Consider the following 25,065-nt stretch of genomic DNA (forward strand, 5'->3'; position numbering starts at 1 on the left):
TCAAGTCTCCGGCTGTCCTAGTAGTCGTAGGAGAACCGGAAGCCGATCGTCCGCGGCCGCATCGGCGTGATCCGCTCACGGTCGTAGACATAGCTTCCGCTGAGGGCCGCATACTCATTCGTCAGGTTCGTGGCGAAGAGTTCGGCCGTCCAGTTGTCGCCCGTCACACCCGCCGTTGCGCTCAGCGTGGTGTAACCATCAAGCTTCATCTTGTTGATCTCGATCACGTCGGTGAAGGAATCATCCGAGATCACGACTTGCGGCATGACGTGCGCACGCAGGTTCTGGCCTGCGATCTGCTGCTCCAGATCCCACTCATAGCGGACACGAAGGTTGCCCTGGTAGGATGGCGCGAAGGCCAGATCGGATCCTTTGACCACATCATTGGTCGGAACCAGAACTTCCGTGATTTCCGTATCCAGGAAGGAGAAGGCACCGGCAACGGTCAGGCCGTCAATGGATGCCGGCGCCCAGGTGAAGTCACCTTCAATGCCCTGGATCTCGGCGTTGGCCGCGTTATCGGAGAAGAACAGGTTCACGATCGACGGATCGAAGATCGTGGTCTGCAGGCCGTCGACTTCGACAAAGAATGCCGAACCATTGAAGCGCAGCGAATTGTCGAAGAGCTCGGTTTTCCAGCCGATTTCATAGTTCTTCACTTCATCGGTATCCACGGCGTAAGGAACGACGTAGCCACCAGGCCCCGCAGTGCCGCCCGGACGGTTCAGCAGACCGGCACGGAAGCCTTCCGAATAGGTTGCGTAGAACAGCGTGTCGGCAGTCGGCGTCCACTCACCCGTGACCTTGTAGATGAAGCCGTCAGTGGCCGCCTTATCCGGGTTACCCGCCGGTCTATTCGGGCCATAGATGTAGGAGATATTGGTGCCGAAGACCTGTTGGTCGCCATCCGCCTCGGTGACGTAGAGATTGTAGAAGGACGAGTTTGCACTGCCTTCCAGGTCCACCTCGACATCATAATAGCGTGCGCCGAGCGTTACCGAGAACTGATCGGAGAGATCGAATGATGTTTCGCCAAAGATGCCGAACTGCTTGTCCGTCCGCTTCACGTCATTGCGGAAGATCACACCTTCCGGGAACGGTCCCGGCTCACTGTAATAGCCTGGGGCAGCGCTGCCGATCGCACCCGTGACATCGGTGTTGGTCAGCGGATAATTCGGAACGAAGCCGATCGTACCATCCGTGTACGCAACCTGGGTCGAGCCCGGATAAACGAAGTCATTGCGCTCAGCGAGTTCAAGATCGCTGAAGAAGCCGCCGAACGTTGCGCGCCAGCGATATTGTTCCGGCGTGTTGAAGCGAAGTTCGTGCGTCTGCACCTTGGTTTCGCTGTGCGAGTTCACGAACAGGTCCGGCGCATAGCAGGTACCCGTCGGGGCACCGGCCGGATAAGTGACTGAGTAGTCGCAGATATAGTATGGCAGGTACTGGCCAACGAAGAGGTAGTCAGAGTAGTCGACCACCTGGTCCGTCGTGCGCTCCGTGTACGCGCCGGTGTAGAGGGCTTCCAGCGCGCCGAGGCGCCCGTTCACCGTCCAGGCGGTGTTGCTGAACTTGTCCTCGGTGTTTTCCGGGGTGAAGCGGACGATATCGTAGTCGTCCAGCTCCGGATCAGCCGAGAATACGCCTTCTGCATCAATCTTCTGCTGCGAGTGCTGGAGCAGGATGTCCCAGTCTTCGTTGACTTCATATAGGCCGCTCAGGCGGAAGCCCTGATAGGTCACGTCGTTGATGTCGTTTTCAGCAATATTGCTGTTGTTGGCTGCGATGAAGGTCACATCGGACAGGTCAGCACCGGCCTGGAAGCCTTCGCGCTGCGCACTCACCGGAACGCCGTTCGACCGGACTGTGCCAGCCGGGCGGAAGCGTCCGGATTCTTCAGCGGTCAGCGTGCCGCCGACATTGTCGATATAACCGCCTTGCGTGTCCGCGTAGACCACGCCCCGGACGGCAAACTTGTCGTTGACCGGAATATTGATCATCACGTCGACGCTGTTGCTCATCTCACCGCCATCGGTAAACGAGGTCGACGCGTTGAAACCGGCATCGAAGCCGTTCAGCGACGGCTTGTTGGTGATCATGCGGACCGTACCGGCCTGCGAACTGGCCCCGAAAAGCGTGCCTTGCGGACCGGAAAGAACTTCCACGCGCTCAATGTCGGCAGCGTAAACGTCGAGGTTGCGCCCTGGCTGAGCCAGCGGCTGCTCGTCGAGATAGAAGCTGACGTTCGGAGCAAGACCAGCGACACCTGCAACCGTCAGGTTCGGAGTTGTCGATGCGAGGCCACGGATGTAAATCGTGTTCTGGCCAGGGCCGGCACCACCTGCGGTCACGCCGGGAAGCTGGATCAGATAATCGTTGAAGCTTTTCACGCCGAGCGCTTCAAGCTCCTGCTCGCCAAGAGCGGTCACGGCGACAGGAATACTTTGGGCGCTTTCCGCACGCTTGGTCGCGGTCACGGTGACAGCCTGGAGACGCTTCACCTTGGCCGCTGGCTCTGCCGGTGCAGTTTCCTGCGCTTGCGCATGCGATGCGACGAGGCCGGCGATCGCCATCAGCGACGCGCCGTACTTTAACTTCTTCATATTCTTCCCCTTGGGTCAGCTCCAGCCGGCGCGCACATGAAAACGGCGCGCAGCGATAGAATCGTGGCTGCTCGATGGCTCAGGGCTACTTTGTTATTTCGATCTTCGAAAGGCTTTTAGGTGAGCAGAACTCAGAATTAGCTGAAATATGTTACACAAAGTCCACATAATGCGGCCTGTCTTGGCCTTGACCTGCATTACGATCATTTGACTATCGACGTAATTGCGGCAATAGCCGCGTATGGCTCAAGATTTCGACCCAAGCGCTACTGGCACTGAAACGCCCGATACAGAAACCCCCGAAGACGAAGCACTCTTTGTGTACGAGATCGACTACGAAGTCGGCCAGGACAATGTCGAGATCGCAGGGCTGGATGTTCACAATCCGGTCTTTTTCCTAAGCGCCGGACTGATCGTCCTGTTCGCCGCGATGAGCCTCATTTTCCCGGATGCCGCGACGCACTATCTGACCGCTGCGAAAACCTGGACGCTGCAACGCGCCGACTGGCTATTTGCGATCACGCCGGTCATCGTTTTCGCGTTTGCGCTTTATCTCACCTTCAGCAAGCTCGGCCGGATCCGGCTCGGTGGTGCGGCTGCCGAACCTGAGTTCAAGACTCATTCCTGGGTGGCGATGCTATTTGCGGCCGGGGTCGGCGTGGGCTTCATGTTCTACGGTGCTGCTGAGCCGCTGGCCTATTACACGGACTGGTACGGTACGCCGCTGAATGTTCCGCCAAATACTCCGGCAGCGGAGCGGCTTGCCTTCAGCGCGACCATTTTTCACTGGGGTCTCGCACCTTGGGCCATCTACGCAATCGTCGGGCTGGCCCTCGGCTTTTTCGCGCACAACAAAGGGCTTCCACTCAGCATCAGGTCCGCCTGTTACCATGTGTTCGGTGAGCGAGTCTGGGGTTGGCCAGGTCACATCATTGACATGTTTGCGGTTGTTTCGACTGTGTTCGGGCTTGCAACAACGATTGGCATCGGCGCCACGCAGGCGACGAGCGGGATCGCTTATCTGTTCGGGTTTGAACCCAACCGCTACCTTCAAATCGCTCTTATCGCCTTCATGACTGGGCTCGCAGTTATCTCGGTCCTGCGCGGCATGGACGGGGGGGTGAAATTTCTCAGCAATGTCAATATGAGCATTGCGTTCGCCCTTCTGATCTTCGTGGTCATTGCCGGACCAACAATCCTCATTTTCACTGGTCTCGGCCAGAATCTCTGGGCCTACATCACCGACACGCCGGCTCTTACGAACTGGGTGGATCGACCCGATATTCTCTGGTTCCATGACTGGACTATATTCTACTGGGCCTGGTGGATTTCCTGGTCACCTTTCGTTGGCATGTTCATTGCGCGAATTTCGAAAGGCCGGACTGTACGGGAATACTTTGCCGTTGTGCTGCTCGCACCGTTCACAATCTGCGTGATCTGGTTCACCGCATTTGGAGAAACCGCACTCACTCTCCATCAGTCCGGCACAGGTGAGCTCGCAGGCGGCATGAGCAGCGCCTCACTCGTCCTGTTCCAGATGCTGGAAGATCTTCCGATTGCGGAGATTACGTCTGTCGTCGCGATATTCCTGCTAATTGTCTTTATCGTGACATCGGCGGATTCAGGCGCACTTGTGGTCGACACAATTACCAGTGGCGGTAAGACTGATGCGCCGGTGGCGCAGCGTGTGTTCTGGGCCTGCATGCTCGGTCTCACTGCGTCGGCACTTTTGTATGGTGGCGGAACAGACGTGCTTCAGTCCCTGCAAGCAGGAACCATTACCGCCGCATTGCCGTTCACTTTCATTCTGCTGGCATGTTGCTTCAGCCTTTACCTCGGCTTGCGGGATGAATGGAATGCAATGCAGGACGCGAAAGATGGCGATCAAGAGCCGAACTAGAAACTCTGGACGAATGAGCCGTCGCCGCTTGACTGATATAGACTGCATCCAAAGAACGTGAGCGAGTGAAGACGCCAGTTATTGTGACAGGCTCCACAGCGCAGTTTAGGAACGTCTTGTTTCTCCAGATTATTGACCTTTTGGAGAATGTGAACATGGGGCGATTTCGACCCAATTCTGGCAGTCTCCCGGATGATGAATTTCCTGAACACACTGTTTATATTCATTTTTTGGAAAACGAGAGGCGTGGCGGAGAGGAAGGGATTCGAACCCTCGATACGCGTAAACGTATACGCCCTTAGCAGGGGCGCGCCTTCAGCCACTCGGCCACCTCTCCAGCGCGGACTGCCGGTCTATTGAATGGATGGCATAATCGCAAGCCCTCATCGTCTTATCGGCTGCGGTTGTTGGGATATCGCCTGAATCCAGGAGCGCCAGTCACCTGCCAATCACTGTATCCAGACCCCAGTCCTGTGATAGTTACGTATTCCCGTATGAGACTGCGCGCTTAGGCAGGAAAAATGACCGAATACTTCAAACCCGTCCCGTTCCCGCTCTGGCAGGAAAACAAGAACGCCTTCGCCGACGCGCTGGGCCGCTCATTTCGCGAAACCGGTTTCGCCGTGATTTCGGACCATCCGGTGTCCCAGGACATCATTGACGCGAACCTGAAAGCGACCAAGGACTTCTTTGCGTTACCTGAAGAAACGAAGTTGAAATACGATGGCCGCGCAGGCGGCGGCCAGCGGGGTTACACCGCATTCGGCGTCGAAAATGCCAAAGGCAAGGCTGAGGCCGACCTGAAGGAATTCTGGCATACTGGGCGCGCGTTGCCGGAAAACTCGCCTTACCGCACAACCATGGCCGACACGCCTTCCGTCCCGGAAGTGCCCGATTTCGATTCCGCGACCCGTGGCCTCTATGATGCGCTTGATACGTTCGGACGCCAGCTACTGCGTGCCGTCGCGCTTCATCTGAAGCTTGAGGAAACCTGGTTTGAGAACAAGGTGGACGTCGGCAATTCCATCCTCCGCCTCCTTCATTATCCCCCGCAAACAAATCCGCCGCCTGAAGGCTCCGTCCGGGCAGGTGCGCACGAAGACATCAATGTCATCACCCTTCTGCTCGGCGCCGAAGAGGCCGGACTGGAAGTAAAACACCGGTCAGGGAAATGGCTCGCCGTCAGTCCGCCCCCGAACGCTTTGGTGATCAATTGCGGAGACATGCTGCAGCGACTGACTGCCGGGGTACTGCCATCAACGACGCACCGGGTTGTGAACCCCTCACCGGAACGCTCCCGCTTCCCACGCTACTCGACGCCCTTCTTCCTGCACTTTAATCAGGATGTCATGATCGAAGCTCTGCCGGGCTGTGTGGCAGAGGGCGGCAAGGCTGACCCGCCGATCACCGCGCAGGACTATCTGATGGAACGCCTACGCGAAATCGGGCTCGTCAAAGCCTGACGCCGTCGATAATCCGTAATCTGAATTAATTTCAGATCAATCCGGCGAGCGGTGAGCTTGGATCAGCGTACATCTTCTTAGGCATACGTCCGGCGAGATAGGCTTCCCTGCCAGCGATAACGGCGTGTTTCATGGCTGACGCCATCAGGATCGGATCCTTGGCAGCGGCGATGGCTGTGTTCATCAGCACGCCATCACAGCCAAGCTCCATCGCAATTGCCGCATCGGAAGCCGTGCCAACCCCGGCATCAACGATCACCGGTACGCGGCTCTGCTCCACGATGAGCCGGATGTTGACCGGGTTCATGATGCCCAGCCCTGAACCGATCAGGGAGCCTAGCGGCATGATTGCGCAGCAGCCCGCCTCTTCGAGCATTTTCGCGTAAACCGGATCATCGGAGCAGTAGACCATGACTTCGAACCCGTCAGCGATCAGGGCCTCGGCGGCTTTCAGCGTTTCTGGCATGTTCGGGTAGAGCGTTTTCTGATCCGCCAGTACTTCCAGCTTGACCAGGTTCCAGCCGCCGGCCTCACGCGCGAGCCGCAGGGTGCGCACGGCTTCTTCCGCCGTGAAGCAGCCTGCCGTATTCGGCAGATAGGTGAATTCGTCCGGCTTAACGAAGTCGGTGAGGCGCTCCTCGTTCGGATTCGACAGGTTCACCCGTCTAAGCGCCACCGTCACGATCTCCGCGCCAGCTGCGCGCGCCGCATCCGCATTCTGCTGGTAGGAGGCATATTTCCCGGTGCCCACGATAAGACGCGAAGCATAGGATTTTCCGGCAATGATGAGAGGATCGTTCAAGGGATAATTCCAATTCTGCAGAGGGAACTTTCGTACAGGATGGGCCCGTCAGCCGCCACCGACGAACTGCACGACTTCGATGCGGTCACCGTCTTCAATGATCGTCGCGGCATGCTTGGATTTTGGAACAATTTCAAGGTTTCGCTCAATCGCGACTCCCCGAGAATCGCGGCCGTCATCCGCCGACACCAACGCGACAAGCATCGCCACAGTCGTGCCAGGCGCAATTTCGCGGGCTTCCCCATTCAGCGTTATCTTCATCCGCTGCAACTCCGTGCGTAAGCAGGCCTTGCCTTGCCCGGCGTTACAGCGCAAGACAACACCCCATGGTGAAGCCGATATATGTCCTCGGGGGCCCGAACCTCAACCTGCTCGGAACGCGGGAACCGGATATTTATGGCCGGGATACGCTCGAAGACATCCACAACCGCCTGAAGTCGCAGTCTGGCGACACGCCGATAGAGGCGCGTCAGACCAATTCCGAAGGCGAGTTGGTGACCTGGATACAGGAAGCATCCCGGGAAGCTGCTGCCGTAATTCTCAATGCCGGTGCCTATACGCACACGTCCGTCGCACTTCATGATGCGCTGCGGGCCTGCAGTGTGCCGGTGGTCGAAGTCCACTTGTCGAATCCCGCTGCTCGCGAGGCGTTTCGGCAGGTGAATTATGTTGCGCCTGCTGTGAACGCATCGATTGCGGGCCTTGGCGCCTATGGTTATGAGCTTGCCCTGATGGCCGCGCTTAAGCTGTCGGGAAAATAAGGGACGATAGATTCCATGAGCACTGGCAAGAACAAGCTGGATACCGGACTTGTCCGGGAACTCGCCGCCATCCTGCGTGAAGCAGATCTCGGTGAGATTGAAGTTGAACACGAAGGCCTGCGCGTCCGGGTCAGCAAACCCGCTCCACAGGTGGTGCAAGCCGCAATGGCCGCGCCGGCCCCTGTCGCAGCTGCCCCCGCCCCTGCTGCTGCACCCGCTGCAGCGGCTCCGGCAGATGCAGCTGCAGACACCCCGGACAACGCCATTAAATCGCCGATGGTCGGCACCGCCTACCTCTCCCCGGAACCCGGCGCCAAAGCGTTCGTTTCCGTTGGGGACAAGGTGAAAAAGGGCGACACGCTGATGCTGGTCGAGGCCATGAAGACCTTCAACCCGGTTGAAGCGGACCGCGCTGGCACGGTGAAGGCGATCTATGTCACCGATTCCCAGCCTGTCGAATTTGGCGAGCCGCTCATTCTGATCGAATAGCATGACCGAACAACGCACCATCCAGAAGGTCCTCATCGCGAACCGCGGTGAGATCGCGCTGCGCATCCATCGCGCCTGTAAGGAAATGGGTCTCGCGACCGTTGTCGTGCATTCCGAGGCCGACCGGGATGCCATGGCAGTCCGCCTGGCCGACGAAAGCGTTTGCATCGGTCCTGCCCCATCCTCTCAGAGTTATCTGAAAAAGTCGCAGATCCTTGCTGCTGCCGAAATCACAGGCGCCGATGCAATCCACCCCGGCTATGGCTTCCTTTCGGAAAACGCCCAGTTCGCCGAAATGGTGGAAGCACATGGCCTCGCCTTCATCGGACCAACGGCTGAGCATATCAGGATCATGGGCGACAAGATCGCTGCCAAGCAGGCCATGATCGATGCGGGTGTGCCCTGCGTGCCCGGTTCGGATGGCGCCGTGACCTCCATCGCTGACGCCAAGAAAGCCGCCAAGAAGATCGGCTTCCCGGTTCTGGTGAAAGCATCTGCCGGCGGCGGTGGCCGCGGCATGAAGCTGGCCAAGACGGAGGCTGACCTCGAAAACGCGGTCCGGACTGCCAAGACCGAGGCCAAAGCGGCCTTTGGCGACGATGCGGTCTATCTGGAAAAATATCTTCAGGGCCCCCGCCACATCGAAGTTCAGGTCATAGCGGACACGCATGGCAACGTGGCTCATCTTTGGGAGCGCGACTGCTCGCTGCAGCGACGGAACCAGAAGGTCTTCGAGGAAGCCCCCTCACCGGAGCTGAACCAAGCCCAGCGCGAAGAGATCGGCATGATCTGCGCGAAAGCCATGGAGAAGCTCGGCTATCGCGGCGCCGGCACGATCGAGTTCCTCTATGAAGATGGCCGCTTCTATTTCATCGAAATGAACACCCGTCTTCAGGTGGAGCATCCGGTGACCGAGATGATCACGGGCATCGACCTGGTCCGCGAGCAGATCCGCATCGCCGAAGGCAAGCAACTCTCTTTCAGCCAGGAAGATGTCCTTCTTGTCGGTCACGCAATCGAGTGCCGGATCAACGCCGAACACCCGGAAACCTTCGTACCGTCCCCGGGCCTCATTACGGATTTCCATGCACCGGGCGGCCCCGATGTGCGCCTCGATAGTGCTGCTTATGCAGGCTACCGCATCCCGCCGCATTACGACTCCCTGATCGGCAAGCTGATCGTCCATGGCCGGACACGCCGGGAGTGCCTGATGCGGCTTCGACGCGCCCTGTCGGAAATGGTCGTTGGCGGTGTCTTCACGACGTTGGATCTGCACCGGCGTCTCGTAGAAAACGAAGACGTCCAGAACGGTGATTACAATATTCACTGGCTGGAGAAGTTCCTCGCGGAAAACAAGCTTCCCGCAGAGGGCGGTCCAGGAGAACAGGCCTGACGCGACGCAGCGCCTGATAGACACCGGACCCGGTACATCTCCATATAGGGACCATGTCTGCTAGGTTCGGCACAAATGATCTTCTGGCCTGCTATCGCCGGGGCGTGTTCCCCATGGGTGATGCACGTGATGATCCGAACTTGTTTCTGGTCGACCCCGACATGCGGGGGATACTGCCTCTGGATGACTTCCATATCCCCAAGCGCCTGCAGCGCAGGGTGAAGCAGGAACCTTACCGTGTCACCGCCGACACAGCCTTTTCGCGCGTAATGGAAATGTGTGCCGAAAGCGCTGATGGGCGCGAAACGACCTGGATCAACTCGACGATTTTGAACCTCTACAGCGCTCTTCACCGCGAAGGGCACGCACATTCAATAGAATGCTGGGATGAAACCGGGGCGCTTGTGGGCGGCCTGTATGGCGTCGCCCTAGGCGGGGCATTCTTTGGCGAAAGCATGTTCTCTCGCGCAACAGACGCCTCGAAGATCGCGCTGGTTCACCTGGTCGCCCGCCTGATTGAAGGCGGCTTTACCCTGTTGGACGCGCAGTTTCACAACCCGCATCTGGAACAGTTCGGTTTGATTGAAATCCCACGGGCTGACTTCAAGCGACGCCTTAAGACCGCGCTGGAAATGAACGCAGACTTTTACTGCGGGCGCTCCGGACCGTCCGGCAGCTTCACCGGGTCAGGCGCTGTGCAACGGATCACCCAGATGTCGTAGACGGGATGTTCCAAGGCGCTCAGCCCCGGCGATGACGCAAACATCCAGCCGGAGAACAGTTCCGGATTTTCCTCGCTCACTGTGTCCACATCATTGGCGTCCACTGCGGCATCCATGGTTTCCACGGCGACGGGTTGGGTGGAAAAGATTTTGAGGAACGCAGCGCTTTCGGGCGCCTCTTCAGGAGGCGTCTGGTAGCAGACTTCCAGTTCCACCTTCAGCGATCCAAACACGACAGGCTGCCCGACGACGACCTCGATATCGGTGGACCGGCCGGTGATCTTGTCGAGGGCACGCAGGGTGGCCTTGTCTTTCTGAACATAAGTTGCGGCCTGCGCCGCCCCTACCAATCCAGCGACAACGGCTGCCGCAGCAAGCACTCGAAGCATCACTGATCTCCATCCAGAGGATAAGCATCCTCAACAGCCGATGCAGGCTCCGACACTGTACCGGTATCACCGCCACCGCTGCCGCCACCGGACGCGAAAGACGCAAACAGGGTCAGCAGGTCCACGCTGCCGCGTGTATACTGGATCTCACCAGTGCCATCCTGCGGAATGTTGTCAAAGCTGCCACCTGGTTCCAGAGCCACATAGGCACCTCCCAGAAGGCCATCCGTCGAAATGCGCGCATCAGAGTCGTCAGGAAGCTGCCACTTCTTGTCGAGGCTCATCGTCATGATGGCTTCGAAGCGCTGCGGATCGCCTTCGATCGCTTTGACAACGCCAGCTTTCACGCCCGCGATACGGACATCTGCACCGCGCTCAATACCGCTGATATTGTTGAAGCGTGCTTTCAGTTCGTACCGGTCTGGCCCCGCGGAGGCATCACCACCGCGCGCGATTGCGAACCAAAGGAAAACGCCGGCGACTGCGACCACAAACGCACCCACCAGAGTTTCGAACATCGACTCACGCATCAGGCGACCATGCTTCGTAGTCGCCAGTCGCTTTCTGGCGATCACCACCGCCCGACAGACTGCCCTTCGGCTTGGTTGCCCAAGGTGTGCCGGTCATATTCGGCTTGTGATCAGTTTCCCATTCCCGGCGGGTAAGCGGAGATTTGGTCGGCGGTTCATCTACAGTGTGATGCAGCCATCCATGCCAGTCAGCAGGAACCTTGGAAGGTTCAGCGAGGCCTTTGTACATCACATAACGGCGACGCCGGCCCTCAATGGAAGGTTTCCGTTCTTCGTAGTAACGGTTGCCATATTCGTCCGTGCCAACAAATGTGGAACGGCGTCCGATATCGAACGCGGCGCCGAGCGTATGTCCGCTCCACCAGGTAAAGAGTGTCTTCAGCATCGTAGGGCCTGTTCTGCCGTGTGTTGGTGACCGCAATATGGCGGCTCAGGGGCAACTAATCCATAGCTCTGCCGCAGGCAATGCGCCGCAATCCCTCTTATGCGCAGGGGACCGGAATTGTTGCCTACCGCTTGCCCCCACCGTCCTCAAGCGTCACGCTTGTCCAAGTGATTCGCTGGGGAGATACGGCATGGATGAGATGCGGGCTAAGGAAATCCTGACGGCGGCCGAATCGGATGGTTTGCTATCGGAGCGGACGAGGCTGGCGGAGATATTCCGCGGCGCGGGCCATCATGCCCGACCGCTGACCCCGGAATCGCTCAAGGCAACGACTGCAGCCTGCTCTGCCGCTGCGCTTGTTGGCGTATCACAGCTTGCTTCGGCGGAGATTCTTGAACGATTCGATGATGCACCTCGCAATGCCGATCTGGCCGAGGCGCTTGCTGCCGGGCTACCTCAGGATGTGCTGGAAGAAGCGTTAAGACAGCCCGGAGGGTTCCGACGTACCGCAGATGCCCTGCGAGCCGCTGCAATGAATGCAACTGCGCCCGCACCAGCGGTGTTCCAGCCCTCAACATTAGACCCCGTCCTGGAACAATTGCTCGTCGAATCGCTTCTGGAGGGGGCTGAAATCATCCTGGCTCAGGAGCCGCTGCCATCGGCGAGTGTGCCTGCGAGGCTCCTCGATATCGCCATGTCTATCGGTCCGGATGGGATCGAAGCGGACTATCTTTTTGAGGCGCTAGAAGCTGCAGCGGAAGAGATGCCGGACGGCGCCATCGTCATTGCCGGCCTTTCTGCAGCCGTCATGTCTCTCGGGATCGACTACGCATCACCTGAAGGCGCCGTCGCTGCAGCCGCTCTCTGCTCGCTGGTCAAATCCGGCGCGACCGGTGCAGCTTTTCCAGCCGCTCAAGCGAAGACACTGAACCTCGCGGCCCGGAAGGCTTGCGGCAAGCGGTCCTGCAGCGTGCTGGTCTTACCGGTCGCAGATCTCGGGGCATTCCTTCCGGATTGTGAAAGCCATGGCACCGCGCCGCTGGCGACCGTGCTCGCATATGGCGACGAAACGCCAACGCTCTCCCGCGCCGGGCGCCTGGGCATCGCCCATCATGCGCCTGAACGCCTGCCGATGGCTTTGGAGCGGATCGCCGCGTCAGGGGAATCGGATCTCGACCGCGCACTCGGGCTGGACCGGCTGCGTGACCGTGGCTTTACCGATGTCGCAATCGACAAGGTCTCACGCGCGCTCGGTGAAGGCCTGCCGTTGAATGCTGCTTTTTCCCGATGGGTGCTCGGTGATGAAGTCATTTCGAGTGACCTGAAGCTCGCGCCGGAAGAGTTCGACGCGGACGGTGGCGGGCTCCTTTCTGCCATTGGTTTCTCACGCAAAGACATCCTGGCGGCTGAAACAACCATCTCGGGCGAAAATGGCGACGCGACCGCAGAAATCATGGCGGATTGCGGCCTGCAGGTCGGCGCCACTCCGGAAGCGGAAATCGCATTTGCGGCAGCATGCGCCAAAGCCCTGGGCGGGAATGTCATCGTCTCGGTCGATGGCCGCGGTGGCCTGGACATGGCGGAAGCAGCACTTGAAGCCGGCTTGTCCGTGCAGCTGATCGGGCATCGCGCTCCTCCGGACGACGAAGTTCGCGAGCGCATGGAGCACATCACTGCTCTGGCCGAAGAAATCGCTGTGGAAGCGGACACCCCAACGGCGTATTCCCCAAATTTGATGGGTGGCGAAGGCGCCGCTCGCACCCGCCTGCCCGACCGCCGCAAAGGCTACATCCAGAAAGCATCCGTTGGGGGGCACAAGGTGTACCTCCACACAGGCGAGTTTGAAGACGGCTCACTGGGTGAAATCTTTATCGACATGCATAAGGAAGGTGCCGCCTTCCGAAGCCTCATGAACAATTTCGCGATCGCGACTTCGATCGGCCTGCAGTACGGGGTGCCTCTCGAAGAATTCGTCGACGCCTTCGTGTTCACACGGTTTGAACCAGCTGGCGCTGTCACCGGGAATGACCGCATTACGCGCGCGACATCGATTCTGGATTACATCTTCCGCGAATTGGCCGTTTCCTATCTCGGCCGTGACGATCTGGCCGAGGTTGATGTGACTCATGACGGTCTTGGCCGGGGTGCCGGCGATGCCACCCGCACCGAACCCGCCCCCTTCACCGAAGAGGCCGCCCAGATTATTTCCCGAGGCTTCTCCCGGGGACAGCTGCCCGACAATATCGTCATTCTGGACCGGAAACGGGCCCAAAAACTGGCCGATGAGGAAGCCGAAGCTGCAGAAGCAGCCGCGGAATCAGAAGAGACCGAAGCGCTCAACGCCCCCGATTACCTGGGAGATGCCTGTCCCGTTTGCGGCAGCTTCACGCTCTTCGAGATCAGCGAAGACGGGGATATCGAGTGCGATACTTGCGGCGAAGAAACCCGGAATCAGAAGTAATTCCGCCTGATTTGGCCCCTGCTTTGCTCATGGCAAATCTGCAACACCTGTGGCTTTGAAACAGTCGTTACAGCTTGTTCAGTTTTGGCACGCAAAACAAAACGGTATCCAATTAGACATGAACCGAGTTTTGCTCAGCCTTGCGACGCTTGCCTCTGTGACCGCTTTTGATGCGGCTGCGCAGGAGCAATCCCAGCCGAGCCAACCGGTCGCTTGGGCACCGAGCTATGTTGGGTCGTGCGGTGGCTGCAACCTGTCAGGCCGCAACCTGACGGGCTGGACGCTCAGCGGGGCCAACTACCGTGAAGCTAATCTCGAATATGCTTTCATGCGTGGAACGCAGGCCAAGGAAACCAATTTCGAAGGGATCCAGGCGACTGGCGCAGACATGCGCGCCGCCGTGCTGACTTCAGCGAAATTGTCGGGTGCGAATCTGGTCAATGCGCGCCTGCAGGCAATTCAGGCTTCTGGCGCGGAATTCAAGCAAAGCATCCTCGTTGGCACCAATCTCCAGAAAGCCATGTTGGTCGGCGCGAATTTCGCTGCGGCCAATCTCGCAACGGCGGCTCTTGAAGGCGCTGATTTTTCCGGTGCCAACCTGACCAACGCTGATCTCAGCGGCACGATCATGATGTCCGCCATCTTCAATGGTGCGAACCTGACGATGTCAAAGCTCGACGGTGCAAATGTCCAGGGTGCTTCGTTCAAGGATGCCCGCTTCGTCGACGCCAATCTCACCGGCCTCATCGGCTGGCGGTACGCGGACTTTGAAGGCGCGTGCGTTTCGCAGGCTACGCTTCTGCCAAGCGGACTGAGCCTGCCCGACTGCGATTAGGTCCGATTTTTCAGGGATGACAGAAAGCCCGCCGGGATCGTGATCCCGGCGGGCTTCTGATTCAGGACTTCACTTGCGGTGCGAGCCGGATGTTGAGTTCGCGCAGCTGGCGTTCATCCACCGGACTTGGCGCGCCCATCATGAGGTCGCGGGCCTGACCGTTCATCGGGAACAGGGTCACGTCACGAATATTCTCGGCGTCTGCGAGCAGCATCACGATGCGGTCCACCCCAGGCGCGATACCGCCGTGCGGCGGCGCACCGTGGCGGAAGGCGTTCAGCATGCCGCCAAATTCGGCTTCCACAACTTCCGGCCCATAACCCGCCATTTCAAATGCTTTCAGCATCAGTTCCGGACGGTGGTTACGGATGGCCCCGGACGACAGCTCAATGCCGTTGCAAACGATGTCGTATTGGAAGGCTTTGATGTCGAGGATCTCATCGTCCGTCTTGGCCGCCTCCAGCGCTTCCATTCCGCCTTGCGGCATCGAGAAGGGGTTGTGGCTGAAATCGATTTTCTTGTTGTCCTCATCCCATTCGAACATCGGGAAATCGACGATCCAGCAAAAGCGGAACACACCCTGCTCGATAAGCTCCAGGGTTTCGCCGATCTTGTTCCGGGCCGCCCCAGCCAGCTTGTAGGCATCGGCTTTCTTGCCGGCAGAGAAGAATACGCCATCTCCAGCGCCAAGACCCATTTTTTTGAGCAATGCGGCGAGGTGGTCAGGAGCAAACCCTTTAAGGGCGGGATCCTGGCTGTCGACACCGCCAGCATCGGAGTCCTTCAGGCGAGCATAGCCAAGGCCGGGCGCCTGCATTTCTTTTTTGGCCCATTTGTCCATGTCGTCGAAGAACTTGCGGGACTTTTCAGCCGCAGCTTTGGGCGCAGGAATGGCGATGACCTTGCCGCCACCCTTGATGATCTTTGCGAAGATGCCGAAGCCCGTCTTTTCCTCGTCAACGAAGAATTCGGTCACATCGACCAGCTCCAGCGGGTTGCGGAGATCGGGCTTGTCGGATCCGTATTTCGCCATCGCCTCGGCATACGGGATGTGCGGGAACGGCTCCGTCGGCACGGTGCGGCCTTTGCTGTCCCAATCCGCAAACTCTTCGAACACACCGCGCATGACCGGTTCGATTGCGTTGAACACGTCGTCCTGAGTCACAAAACTCATTTCGATATCGAGCTGGTAGAATTCGCCTGGCGAACGGTCTGCGCGCGCATCTTCGTCGCGGAAACAAGGCGCAATCTGGAAGTAGCGATCAAAGCCCGACACCATCAGCAGCTGCTTGAACTGCTGCGGCGCCTGCGGCAACGCATAGAACTCGCCCGGATGGAGGCGTGACGGCACGAGGAAATCGCGCGCGCCTTCCGGGCTGGAAGCCGTCAGGATCGGGGTTTGGTATTCCGTAAAGCCCTGCTCGACCATACGGCGGCGCAGGCTTGTGATCACGTTGCTGCGCAGGGTCATGTTCTTGTGGAGCGTTTCCCGGCGAAGGTCGAGATAACGGTGCTTCAAGCGGATATCTTCGGGATAATCGGGCTCTGCAAACACCGGAAGCGGGAGCTTCTCAGCCGCGCTTTCGACGATCAGCGTCTCAGCGGGGAGCTCCACTTCGCCCGTAGGCAGTTCGGGATTCACGGCCTCGGCATCCCGGGCGATCAGCTTGCCGGTCACCGTCAGGACACTCTCAGCCGTCGCACGCTTGGCGTCTTCGTAGAAAGGAGCGTTCGGATAGACCACAACCTGCGTCAGGCCGTAGTGATCGCGCAGGTCGATAAACAGGGCGCCGGCATGCTCGCGGCGGCGATGCAGCCAGCCGGACAGCTTGACGGTTTCTCCCACATGGGTCTTGCGGAGCTCTCCGCAGGTATGGGTGCGATAGGCGTGCATCGGATCAGTCTCCGGAAAGGTCGGTCCAGTAAATATGAACGAGAGGCATTAGCCTCTCGCAATTGTTCTGGCGATGCGATACGCAAGCCCGCGATGACTGACAACACCCTGACTCCCATTACTGAGCAGTCGGCCCTTGAAGATTTCTGCGGGAAACTGGCCGAAAGCGATTTTATCTGCGTCGATACCGAGTTTCATCGGGAAACGACTTATTGGCCGGAGCTGTGCCTCGTTCAGGCCTCAGCCCCCGGTGTCGAAGGCTTGATCGACCCCCTGGCGGAAGACCTCGATATCGGTCCCTTCCTGAACCTCATCGCTGCGGACAATCGTGTGAAGGTGTTTCATGCGGCCCGTCAGGATATCGAGATATTCAACAGGTTGATCGGCCATCCGCCCGGCCCGATCTTCGACACGCAGGTGGCCGCCATGGCGCTCGGCTATGGCGACTCGATCTCCTACGACAATCTGGTCCAGCGGGTCCTGCGGCGCCAGATCGACAAATCAAGCCAGTTTACCGACTGGATGCGGCGCCCGCTTTCCCAGAAACAGCTCGTATATGCGCTCGGCGACGTTACACACCTTCGCGATGCTTACCTGATCATGCTGGAAAAACTCGAATCGAGTGGCCGCCTTCCATGGGTTCAGGAAGAAATGGCGGATCTGGAAGATCCTGCCAAATACGACACCGATCCCGACAAGGCCTGGCAGCGCCTGAAACTGCGTAACCAGAAAAAGGACTATGCGGCCCTGATCGTCGCTGTGGCAGCCTGGCGTGAGCAGTTGGCGCAGGAACTCGACAAGCCCCGCCGTCGAATCCTGAAAGACGACGCCATCCAGGAGATCGCCAGCCAGAAGCCCCGCAGCGAGAATGACTACAATCAGCTCCGGGCCGTCCCGAACGGCTTTATCCGCTCCAAGCATGGTCAGGGCCTGATGGATGCCGTGCAGGCTGCGCTGGACAGTCCAGGTGATTTCGCACCGGAACTGGAGCCTCGCCGCCAGAACGCTCAAATCCCGGCCGGAGCACCAGAGCTTCTTAAAGTGCTGTTGAAGCACGTGTCGGAAGAAAACGATGTCGTTCCACGGCTGATTGCCAATGCAGCAGACATCGACCGCATCGCTCGCGGAGAGACATCGGACGACATCGCGGCGATGAATGGTTGGCGGTATGAGATGTTCGGCCGCAAGGCGCAGGCACTGCTGTCTGGCAAGCTGGCAGTGTCTTTTGAAGGCGGTCAGGTCCGTCTGTTCGATGTCTGAATTAGCTGATCACGATTTCCGGCTGCAGGCGCAGGGCATTTGCCGTTTGCGCGAGGCGCCGCGAAACAGTTTCGGAAATCATGGCTTCATCGGCTTTGCCAACGCTCAGGCATAGTTTCTCTCCGTCTCTCGAGAGCTTCGCCCGGCGCAGGATCGGCCCCGACCGGCCGGAAAACACTGCGCCGAGGCGCATCGCGCTGCCAAGTTGCTTCGCGCGTTCGGCCTGCGGCTCAGACGTCAGACCGACATATTCACTCGGACGCTTGAAATCCTTCTGGTACCGGCAGCCAACGGCGTATGCGATCATTGCACGTTCGGCATGAGTGACACCCGCATAGGGTGCTCGCAGCGCCTGATCGTATGCCATCAGCGCCCGATGATCGGGATGAAACCGCCCGGCACTGTCCGACATCATGCAGGCTGCCTGTTCAATCCGTACATCGGCTGCGGGCGAGCCAAACAGATCCGCCTCGGGCGCGAACGCTGGCGCGATGAAATCATGGAGTGCCTGGCCAAATGCGATCTGGTTGTGATCCAGGCGCACGAACGCGATGACGCCGTCCAGAAGCGGATCCGACACCGCTGCACCCGTAAGATCGGTCAGCACTCCTTCCCTCAAACCTGCTGATGAAATGGACACTCCATCCAGCTTGCTGATCGAGAGCAGCTCTTCCAGCACGATCGCGGCAATCGGCAGGTGCTTTGCGCGCCGCTTGTCGATCGACTCGAGCATGGAACGGGATGCAGAATTCGTGAGCGAGTCGATGCAGAGCTTCGCCGTCCGGGCGATCTGCCCCTGGTTCATCTGGTAGCCGTGCAGCACCTGCAGGGCATAGTTTTCCATTTCCATGTTCACCTTGGCGAAGGTCCGCCAGGCACCGCCAACGGCAAAGAAGCGCCCCTTGGCGCTAGCAAGCACATCAGATTTCTTGAGTTCCGAGCGGATGGCCTTCCGAAGCTCCTTGGCGTCGCTGGCAGACTCCATCAATGACAATGGACCGAGCATCAAGCTCTCCCCTTTGCCTTTGCTCTTCCCGACCTGCATGAATTCCAGGCTGGAACCGCCAAGATCGCCGATAACGCCCTGCGGTTCATGAAAGCTTGTTTCGACACCAAGCGCCGACAGACGGGCTTCATCCTCTCCGGAAAGTACCGAAACGGGCCGGCCGAGCACCCGGTTCGCCTTGCGGATAAAATCCGGCCCATCTTCGGCGGCCCGTACGGCAGCAGTGGCCACCGCCACAAAGTTCCGCAAATTGAGCGCTTTCAGGATCGCCCGGTATCGCGCCAGTGCCGAGAGTGCAGACTCGCGGCCGGGCGTCGACAGCTTTCCCGTCTTGGACAGCCCTACACCCAACCCGGCCATGACCTTTTCGTTGAATGTTGGCAGTATCGACCCACCTAGCACGTCGAAGATCACAAGGCGTACCGAGTTGGAACCGATATCGATGATCGCAGCCCGGTGCGTATTCGGGAACGGCATCAACCCTTGCTCCCCTTGGGCTGAAGCCGCGGAGGAAGACTGACTTCAAGAGCACTTCCCCTGCCTGAAAGGCTGGGATTGTCCATGAAATAGTGGTGGGCAGAAAAGCCGGAGCCATTCGCTTCCGGCTGGGCTCGTTCATAAGAGCCATCTTCACGCATGAGCCAGCTCTGCAGCTCATCATTCAGGTTCGCAACCATGATCTGGTTCATGACCTGACGATGAACAGTTGGGTTTTCTACGGGCACAAGCGCTTCGACGCGCCGGTCCAGATTTCGCGGCATCCAGTCTGCAGAAGATATGAAAACTTTTGCCTTGGGCGATGGCAATGCCTCACCATTTGCACAGCAGAGAATACGCGAGTGTTCGAGAAACCGCCCCACGATACTCTTGACACTGATGTTATCTGAAACGCCAGCTAACCCCGGGCGAAGGCAACAGATCCCCCGCACAACCAGATCGATCGGAACACCGGCCTGACTGGCCTTGTAAAGGGCATCGATCACATCGCCATCCACCAGCGAGTTCATCTTGGCCCAAATGCCGCTTGGCTTGCCCTTTTTGGCAGCACTCGCCTCTGCCTCGATCAACTTGATGAGGTTTGATTTGAGGTTCAGCGGAGACATGGAAATCTTTTCGAGTTCCGGGCCGACTTCCGGAGGCTCGCGATAAGCCGTTACAAAGTTGAATAGGCGATTGGCATCTCGTCCGAGCGCGGGATCTGCCGTGAACAATGACAGGTCGGTGTAAATCTTGGCGTTTACGGGGTGGTAGTTGCCAGTTCCGAAATGCGTGTAGGTACGCAACTCGCTACCTTCGCGGCGAACCACGAGAGATACTTTTGCGTGGGTCTTGTATTCGATAAATCCGTATACGACCTGCACTCCCGCTCGCTCCAGATCACGGGCGAGCCGCAAGTTGGCTTCTTCATCGAAGCGCGCCTTGATCTCAACCAAGGCGGTGACGTTCTTGCCGTTCTCTGCGGCCTCGACAAGCGCCGCAACGATGGGTGAGTTGTTGGTCGTCCGGTAGAGCGTCTGCTTGATCGCGACGACTTGAGGGTCGGCTGCAGCTTGTCGGATGAACTGGACAACGACATCAAAGCTTTCGAATGGGTGATGGACAAGAATATCCTTCATCCGGATTGCAGCGAAGCAGTCGCCCCCCATTTCGCGGATGCGTTCCGGGTAGCGCGGATCGTAAGGCGGGAATTTCAGGTCCGGTCGGTCGTCGACAATCAGTTCCGAAAGCTGTGCCATCCCCAGGATGCCGTCATACAAAACGACGTCCGCATTCTCAGCACCAATTTCCCGTGTGATGAATTCCCGCAGGTGTTCCGGGGCACTGGACTGCATACGCAAGCGGACGATACGCCCGCGACGGCGTTGTTTCAGAAGCACCTCAAACTCACGGATAAGGTCTTCGGCTTCTTCCTCAATCTCGATATCGCTATCGCGCACGATACGAAAAAGGCAACGGCTTTTTTCCTTGTACCCCGGAAACAGGTCTCCAACGAAAAGGCCGATCACATCTTCCAGTGGAATGAAGCGGAGTGCGCTCTTCTGCTTGCTCGGCAGGCGAATGAAGCGGCGCACGAATGCCGGAAGCGGCACAATCCCGATGTGCCCTTCGTCACCATGTTTGGATACGAGGTCCAAGGCGACGGAAAACCCGAGGTTCGGAATGAAAGGGAACGGGTGAGCCGGATCGACTGCCAGCGGAGTCAGAACCGGAAATATGTGACTTCGGAAAAATTCGTCCAGATCGGACAGGTCTTTCTTGGTGAGATCTCCTGCAGCAAGGACGTGAATATTCTGGGCCTCAAGCTCTTCCTTGAGTTGCCTCCAGCGTGATTGTTGCTCCGCGATCAGTTTGAGCGACAGCTCCTCGATCTGCTCGACCTGGACAGCAGGCGTCAGGCCTTCCTGACTCGGCTTGGTCACGCCAGCGCGAACCTGTTCCCGGAGGCCAGCATAGCGGACCATCTCGAATTCATCGAGATTGCTGGCGGAAATCGAAAGGAACCGCAGGCGTTCCAGCAACGGATGGTTTGGATTGGCGGCCTCTTCGAGAACCCGGCGATTGAACTCCAGCCATGAAAGTTCGCGGTTCAGGAACCTGTCGGGAGATGCCATCATCTGTTTCGCCGTCTTGGCCAGCCCTTCAGCCATAGAAAACCCCTTTTCGGCCCCGGTCGTTTCAGCTCGATGACGGCTCATCTGGGGCCGCCAGCCCCATCGCCTCCAATACCTCTTTTGCCAGAGGAACAGAAGGCGCGCGTCCTGTCGTTGTGACACCGTGACTTAGCTTTTCAGCGAACGCCTCGATGGTTTCGTAGGTCAGGTCAAGACGGGGCGCCAGATAGGCGATCACTTCCGGCTCGAGCTTCAGGTAATGCCGTGCTGCAGCCGCCTTCAACCGGCCGACCAGCATGGCTTCATCCGGCGGCAGGATCTCCACGATGGACATGGAGTTGAGGCGCGATTTCAGGTCTGCGGATGTCACCGGCCATTGGGAAGGGCTGCTCGCGGCAGACAGCAGCAACCGGCCGCCTTCCTTGGAAATCTGGTTGATCAAGGTGAGCAGCTTCTCGTTCGCGGCCACCTTGTCCGCATTGTCGACTGCGACGAACTTCCCCGCGAGTTCGTCCATATTCGCGGACTTCAGCTTCGAAATTGCACCTGCGTCGAAATAGATGCCGTCCGTTTCCACACACCATGCCTGCAGAAGCGCCGTCAGACCGGATCGGGGCGGACCCGTCACACAAAACACGGGTGTCGGCCACTTGGACGGCTGGCGAACGATGCTGACAGCAGCCTGATTGGCTGGCGTGACGACCAGTTCGCCAAATCGCAGAGGCCCCGCCGGAAAGGCGAAGCTCATCTGGTCTGGCTGTCCGGTCGGTAAATTGGGCCGCTTGCTCACGGAACTCCTGCAGCTGAAACTGCCGAACGGAGCACCCAGCCCGCGCGCGGCTCATCTCCGAGTGCCACACCCCGTTGCAACAAGTCGTTCTGCAGGCGCTGCGGATCGCCGAGATAGGCAAACGTAACGACGGCACCATCGCGGGCGACCGCAGTGGTCCGGAAATCCGAAACCAATGGTGAGCGGGCCAGTGCCCCGCGCAACGTGTTCCACTCTGCCAAAGAGGTGTAGCGAACCGTTGCTTTGGCCTGCGTTCTGTCACCGCCTCGAATGATAGAGGCCCGCTTCCAGTTTTCTTCCAGAATTTTCACGGTCGAGCTCACCGCATCCTCAAGTGTCGGTGCAGGCAATGTGATGCCGATCACTTCCGTTCCGGCGGTGGTGACGATCGATACACTGACGCGCCACGCGCCTTCGCGGCCAATCAGTTCGGCCAGAATGGCACGGCGGGCGCGCAGGCTCCCGGCTTCCGGCGAAAGCGCGTACCAGTCGCTGCTACTCGTGTAACCGCTAAGATTGGATGTTACATACGGCGCGAGTGAACCTGCGTTGGCGGGACCGAGCGCTTCGTGCCAGGCTTCTTCCAGCTCCGCATACGATGCCAGCGGGACCATGAGGCTCAGAGGCGCCTGCGCATCCACATAAGGGACATTCAGGCCGTCAAGATGAGCCCGAACCATACGCGGATTGTACACAACGCGAAGGATGCCCTTATACCGGCCGGCGCCTGCGGTTTCTTCTTGCACGTCGACGGCAGCGGAGAGCCTGTTGGCGAGTTCACCGTCCACGGGAACACCTCCAGCAGCGATGCGGTCTTCAGCGAGCGTGATCTTGTCGACGAGCCGACGCGCCCCTTCGAGGCGGGCCGCGGCCATGGCCTGCTCCCGCGCCTGTATGAGCGTGGGGGCGACTTCATCGACCTCGAGATCAGGGATCGTGTAGACGTCCTGCGTGTCCGCAGCAGCACAGAAAACCGCAAACAAGGCTGCGAGCGTGGAAGCAAGAAGCATACGAATCATGGTCAGAGACCTCCTCGGTTGGCGACCTTGTAGCAAGTCCGGTCCGGGGCTGGAACCGCGCAGGGCACTGGCAGAGTCGAATTCCCCATGCTAACGCGCGAGTCATCATGAGCGACCCTTCCAAGACTTCCCTTTCTTACCGCGACGCTGGTGTCGATATTGAGGCAGGCGAGCGGCTCGTCGACGCCATTGGTCCCCTCGCCAAAGCGACCCGTCGCGCCGGCGTCATGGGAGGCCTGGGTGGCTTCGGCGCCCTGTTTGACCTCAAAGCGGCCGGCTATTCCGACCCGATCCTCGTCTCCGGCACTGACGGCGTCGGTACGAAACTGATGCTGGCGTTCGAAACCGGTATCCACAACACGGTCGGCATCGACCTGGTGGCGATGTGCGCCAACGACGTTCTGGCGCAAGGCGCCGAACCCCTGTTTTTTCTTGATTATTTCGCCACCGGCAAGCTCGAGGAAGGCATCGCCGAGGCCGTGATCTCGGGCATCGCCGAAGGCTGCCGCCAGTCCGGCTGCGCGCTTGTGGGCGGTGAAACGGCCGAAATGCCGGGTATGTACCCTCCCGGCCACTACGATCTGGCAGGCTTTGTCGTTGGCGCGGTAGACCGCGACAAGGTGCTGCCGCACATGGAAACGATGGCCGCGGGTGACCTCCTGATCGGCATCGCCTCGTCCGGGCCCCATTCCAACGGCTATTCGCTGATCCGCCGGATCGTGGAGCGTGAGGGCCTTTCTTATGATGCGGCCTCGCCCTTCTCCAACACGACACTGGGTGAAGCGCTGCTGACGCCGACGCGGCTCTACGCCGGCGTCGCCCTGCCGCTGATCCGCAAAGGCGTGGTCAAAGGCCTGGCTCACATCACAGGTGGCGGCCTCACTGAGAATACGCCGCGCATGTGCCCGGATCATCTGGTCCCGGTCATCGAGCGGAAGGCCTGGACGCCTCCGCCAGTCTTCGAATGGCTGCAATCTGCAGGTAACGTTACAGAAGACGAGATGCACCGCACCTTCAACATGGGTATCGGCGTCGTCTTCGCGGTTGCGCCGGAAGATGCTGACACGGTGTGTGCGGTGCTTCAGACAGCAGGTGAATCTCCCGTCATTCTGGGGCGTCTCGCCGAGGCATGAGACGCCTGAAGCTTGCCATCCTGATCTCTGGCCGCGGCTCGAACATGGAGGCGTTGCTGGAGGCGGCGGCGGATCCGTCCTACCCCGCAGAGCCCGTTCTCGTCGCCTCAAACCGGCCGGATGCAAAGGGGTTGGAAACGGCCGCTTCTGCAGGGATTGCTACAGCATCCGTCGATCACAAGGCCTATGGCAAGGACCGGGAAGCCTTCGAGCGCGCGCTTGACGCAGAGCTTCAAAAGGCGGGAACGGAGATCATCGCGCTGGCCGGTTTCATGCGCGTGCTAACCCCCTGGTTTGTGAACAAATGGGAAGGCCGGATGATCAACATCCACCCCTCACTTCTCCCTAAATACAAGGGGTTACATACGCATCAGCGGGCGATTGATGCCGGCGATGCCGAAGGCGGATGCTCGGTTCACTGGGTGTCTGCCGGGGTTGATGAGGGCAAGGTGATCGCGCAGGCGGCGGTGCCGATCCTGCCTGGTGATACCGAGGATACGCTTTCCGCGCGCGTCCTGGTCGAGGAGCACAAGCTCTATCCGCGCGCCCTGGCGATGGCTTGCGAGCAGATTTTGGCCGACTAAGCCGGACCAAAGAAAGAGCCCGCCGGATCACCGG

At 59.1% G+C, this 25,065-nt stretch carries 22 protein-coding genes and 1 tRNA gene; 11 read left to right on the forward strand and 12 right to left on the reverse strand.

Translation table 11 applies throughout. The features are described from left to right. Nucleotides 1–17: 17 nt before the first annotated feature. Nucleotides 18–2,603, reverse strand: coding sequence for a TonB-dependent receptor (locus tag R3C98_RS08170; RefSeq protein WP_371313621.1), 2,586 nt, complete (start codon nt 2,601–2,603; stop codon nt 18–20). Between the two features lie 241 nt (nt 2,604–2,844). On the opposite strand from R3C98_RS08170, the gene R3C98_RS08175 reads away from it, so the two are divergent. Continuing rightward, nucleotides 2,845–4,503: a BCCT family transporter gene (locus tag R3C98_RS08175; protein ID WP_371313622.1), complete on the forward strand. Its 1,659-nt coding sequence runs from the start codon at nt 2,845–2,847 to the stop codon at nt 4,501–4,503. A 247-nt stretch (nt 4,504–4,750) separates the two neighbouring features. On the opposite strand, the gene R3C98_RS08180 is transcribed toward R3C98_RS08175, so the two are convergent. Next, a tRNA-Ser gene (locus R3C98_RS08180) sits at nt 4,751–4,840 on the reverse strand. Between the two features lie 184 nt (nt 4,841–5,024). On the opposite strand from R3C98_RS08180, the gene R3C98_RS08185 reads away from it, so the two are divergent. Beyond that, nucleotides 5,025–5,966, forward strand: coding sequence for an isopenicillin N synthase family dioxygenase (locus R3C98_RS08185; RefSeq protein WP_371313623.1), 942 nt, complete (start codon nt 5,025–5,027; stop codon nt 5,964–5,966). A 31-nt stretch (nt 5,967–5,997) separates the two neighbouring features. On the opposite strand, the gene R3C98_RS08190 is transcribed toward R3C98_RS08185, so the two are convergent. Next, complete coding sequence (locus tag R3C98_RS08190) at nt 5,998–6,768, reverse strand: thiazole synthase (RefSeq protein WP_371313624.1); 771 nt, start codon at nt 6,766–6,768, stop codon at nt 5,998–6,000. A gap of 48 nt (nt 6,769–6,816) precedes the next feature. Further along, nucleotides 6,817–7,029 (reverse strand): sulfur carrier protein ThiS, encoded by a 213-nt coding sequence (gene thiS, locus R3C98_RS08195; RefSeq protein WP_371313625.1) that lies wholly within the window; start codon nt 7,027–7,029, stop codon nt 6,817–6,819. Between the two features lie 65 nt (nt 7,030–7,094). On the opposite strand from thiS, the gene R3C98_RS08200 reads away from it, so the two are divergent. The 4 genes from R3C98_RS08200 to aat are packed head-to-tail and all read left to right on the forward strand — an operon-like array spanning nt 7,095 to nt 10,133. Next, on the forward strand, nt 7,095–7,529 hold the full coding sequence (locus R3C98_RS08200; RefSeq protein WP_371313626.1) for a type II 3-dehydroquinate dehydratase: 435 nt from the start codon (nt 7,095–7,097) through the stop codon (nt 7,527–7,529). Between the two features lie 15 nt (nt 7,530–7,544). Then, nucleotides 7,545–8,018: an acetyl-CoA carboxylase biotin carboxyl carrier protein gene (accB, locus tag R3C98_RS08205; protein ID WP_371313627.1), complete on the forward strand. Its 474-nt coding sequence runs from the start codon at nt 7,545–7,547 to the stop codon at nt 8,016–8,018. Between the two features lies 1 nt (nt 8,019). Continuing rightward, entirely contained in the window at nt 8,020–9,411 is a 1,392-nt protein-coding gene (accC, locus tag R3C98_RS08210) for an acetyl-CoA carboxylase biotin carboxylase subunit (RefSeq protein WP_371313628.1), read from the forward strand. 53 nt (nt 9,412–9,464) lie between these two features. Next, on the forward strand, nt 9,465–10,133 hold the full coding sequence (gene aat, locus R3C98_RS08215; RefSeq protein ID WP_371313629.1) for a leucyl/phenylalanyl-tRNA--protein transferase: 669 nt from the start codon (nt 9,465–9,467) through the stop codon (nt 10,131–10,133). On the opposite strand, the gene R3C98_RS08220 is transcribed toward aat, so the two are convergent. The 3 genes from R3C98_RS08220 to R3C98_RS08230 are packed head-to-tail and all read right to left on the reverse strand — an operon-like array spanning nt 10,058 to nt 11,437. Further along, a complete protein-coding gene (locus R3C98_RS08220; RefSeq protein WP_371313630.1) occupies nt 10,058–10,522 on the reverse strand; it encodes a DUF2155 domain-containing protein in 465 nt (154 codons plus the stop codon). The genes aat and R3C98_RS08220 overlap by 76 nt on opposite strands. After that, on the reverse strand, nt 10,522–11,052 hold the full coding sequence (gene mlaD, locus R3C98_RS08225) for an outer membrane lipid asymmetry maintenance protein MlaD (protein WP_371313631.1): 531 nt from the start codon (nt 11,050–11,052) through the stop codon (nt 10,522–10,524). The genes R3C98_RS08220 and mlaD overlap by 1 nt, the downstream gene beginning before the upstream one ends. Further along, nucleotides 11,045–11,437, reverse strand: coding sequence for an NADH:ubiquinone oxidoreductase subunit NDUFA12 (locus tag R3C98_RS08230; RefSeq protein ID WP_371313632.1), 393 nt, complete (start codon nt 11,435–11,437; stop codon nt 11,045–11,047). The genes mlaD and R3C98_RS08230 overlap by 8 nt, the downstream gene beginning before the upstream one ends. 190 nt (nt 11,438–11,627) lie before the next feature. On the opposite strand from R3C98_RS08230, the gene R3C98_RS08235 reads away from it, so the two are divergent. Both R3C98_RS08235 and R3C98_RS08240 read left to right on the forward strand, forming a co-directional pair. Then, complete coding sequence (locus R3C98_RS08235) at nt 11,628–13,898, forward strand: TSCPD domain-containing protein (protein WP_371313633.1); 2,271 nt, start codon at nt 11,628–11,630, stop codon at nt 13,896–13,898. Nucleotides 13,899–13,947: 49 nt separating this feature from the next. Further along, nucleotides 13,948–14,733 carry a pentapeptide repeat-containing protein gene (locus R3C98_RS08240; protein WP_371313634.1) on the forward strand — a complete coding sequence of 262 codons (786 nt, stop codon included), beginning with the start codon at nt 13,948–13,950 and terminating at the stop codon, nt 14,731–14,733. Between the two features lie 61 nt (nt 14,734–14,794). Here R3C98_RS08240 and aspS read toward each other — a convergent pair whose 3' ends face one another. After that, nucleotides 14,795–16,627, reverse strand: a complete 1,833-nt coding sequence (gene aspS / locus R3C98_RS08245; protein WP_371313635.1) for an aspartate--tRNA ligase — start codon at nt 16,625–16,627, stop codon at nt 14,795–14,797. A gap of 93 nt (nt 16,628–16,720) precedes the next feature. On the opposite strand from aspS, the gene rnd reads away from it, so the two are divergent. Beyond that, on the forward strand, nt 16,721–17,887 hold the full coding sequence (rnd, locus tag R3C98_RS08250; RefSeq protein ID WP_371313636.1) for a ribonuclease D: 1,167 nt from the start codon (nt 16,721–16,723) through the stop codon (nt 17,885–17,887). Nucleotide 17,888: 1 nt separating this feature from the next. Here rnd and R3C98_RS08255 read toward each other — a convergent pair whose 3' ends face one another. The 4 genes from R3C98_RS08255 to R3C98_RS08270 are packed head-to-tail and all read right to left on the reverse strand — an operon-like array spanning nt 17,889 to nt 23,314. Continuing rightward, nucleotides 17,889–19,370 carry a Ppx/GppA family phosphatase gene (locus R3C98_RS08255; protein WP_371313637.1) on the reverse strand — a complete coding sequence of 494 codons (1,482 nt, stop codon included), beginning with the start codon at nt 19,368–19,370 and terminating at the stop codon, nt 17,889–17,891. Further along, nucleotides 19,370–21,541 (reverse strand): RNA degradosome polyphosphate kinase, encoded by a 2,172-nt coding sequence (locus tag R3C98_RS08260; protein ID WP_371313638.1) that lies wholly within the window; start codon nt 21,539–21,541, stop codon nt 19,370–19,372. The genes R3C98_RS08255 and R3C98_RS08260 overlap by 1 nt, the downstream gene beginning before the upstream one ends. A 28-nt stretch (nt 21,542–21,569) precedes the next feature. Then, nucleotides 21,570–22,295, reverse strand: coding sequence for a hypothetical protein (locus R3C98_RS08265; protein ID WP_371313639.1), 726 nt, complete (start codon nt 22,293–22,295; stop codon nt 21,570–21,572). After that, a complete protein-coding gene (locus tag R3C98_RS08270; protein ID WP_371313640.1) occupies nt 22,292–23,314 on the reverse strand; it encodes a hypothetical protein in 1,023 nt (340 codons plus the stop codon). The genes R3C98_RS08265 and R3C98_RS08270 overlap by 4 nt, the downstream gene beginning before the upstream one ends. Before the next feature lie 107 nt (nt 23,315–23,421). Between R3C98_RS08270 and purM the strand changes: the two genes are divergently transcribed. Both purM and purN read left to right on the forward strand, forming a co-directional pair. After that, on the forward strand, nt 23,422–24,447 hold the full coding sequence (gene purM / locus R3C98_RS08275; protein ID WP_371313641.1) for a phosphoribosylformylglycinamidine cyclo-ligase: 1,026 nt from the start codon (nt 23,422–23,424) through the stop codon (nt 24,445–24,447). After that, nucleotides 24,444–25,031 carry a phosphoribosylglycinamide formyltransferase gene (gene purN, locus R3C98_RS08280; RefSeq protein ID WP_371313642.1) on the forward strand — a complete coding sequence of 196 codons (588 nt, stop codon included), beginning with the start codon at nt 24,444–24,446 and terminating at the stop codon, nt 25,029–25,031. Before purM ends, purN begins: the two co-directional genes overlap by 4 nt. The last annotated feature ends 34 nt before the right edge of the window (nt 25,032–25,065 follow it).

Source organism: Hyphomonas sp., from assembly GCF_041398465.1.
GTDB lineage: Bacteria > Pseudomonadota > Alphaproteobacteria > Caulobacterales > Hyphomonadaceae > Hyphomonas.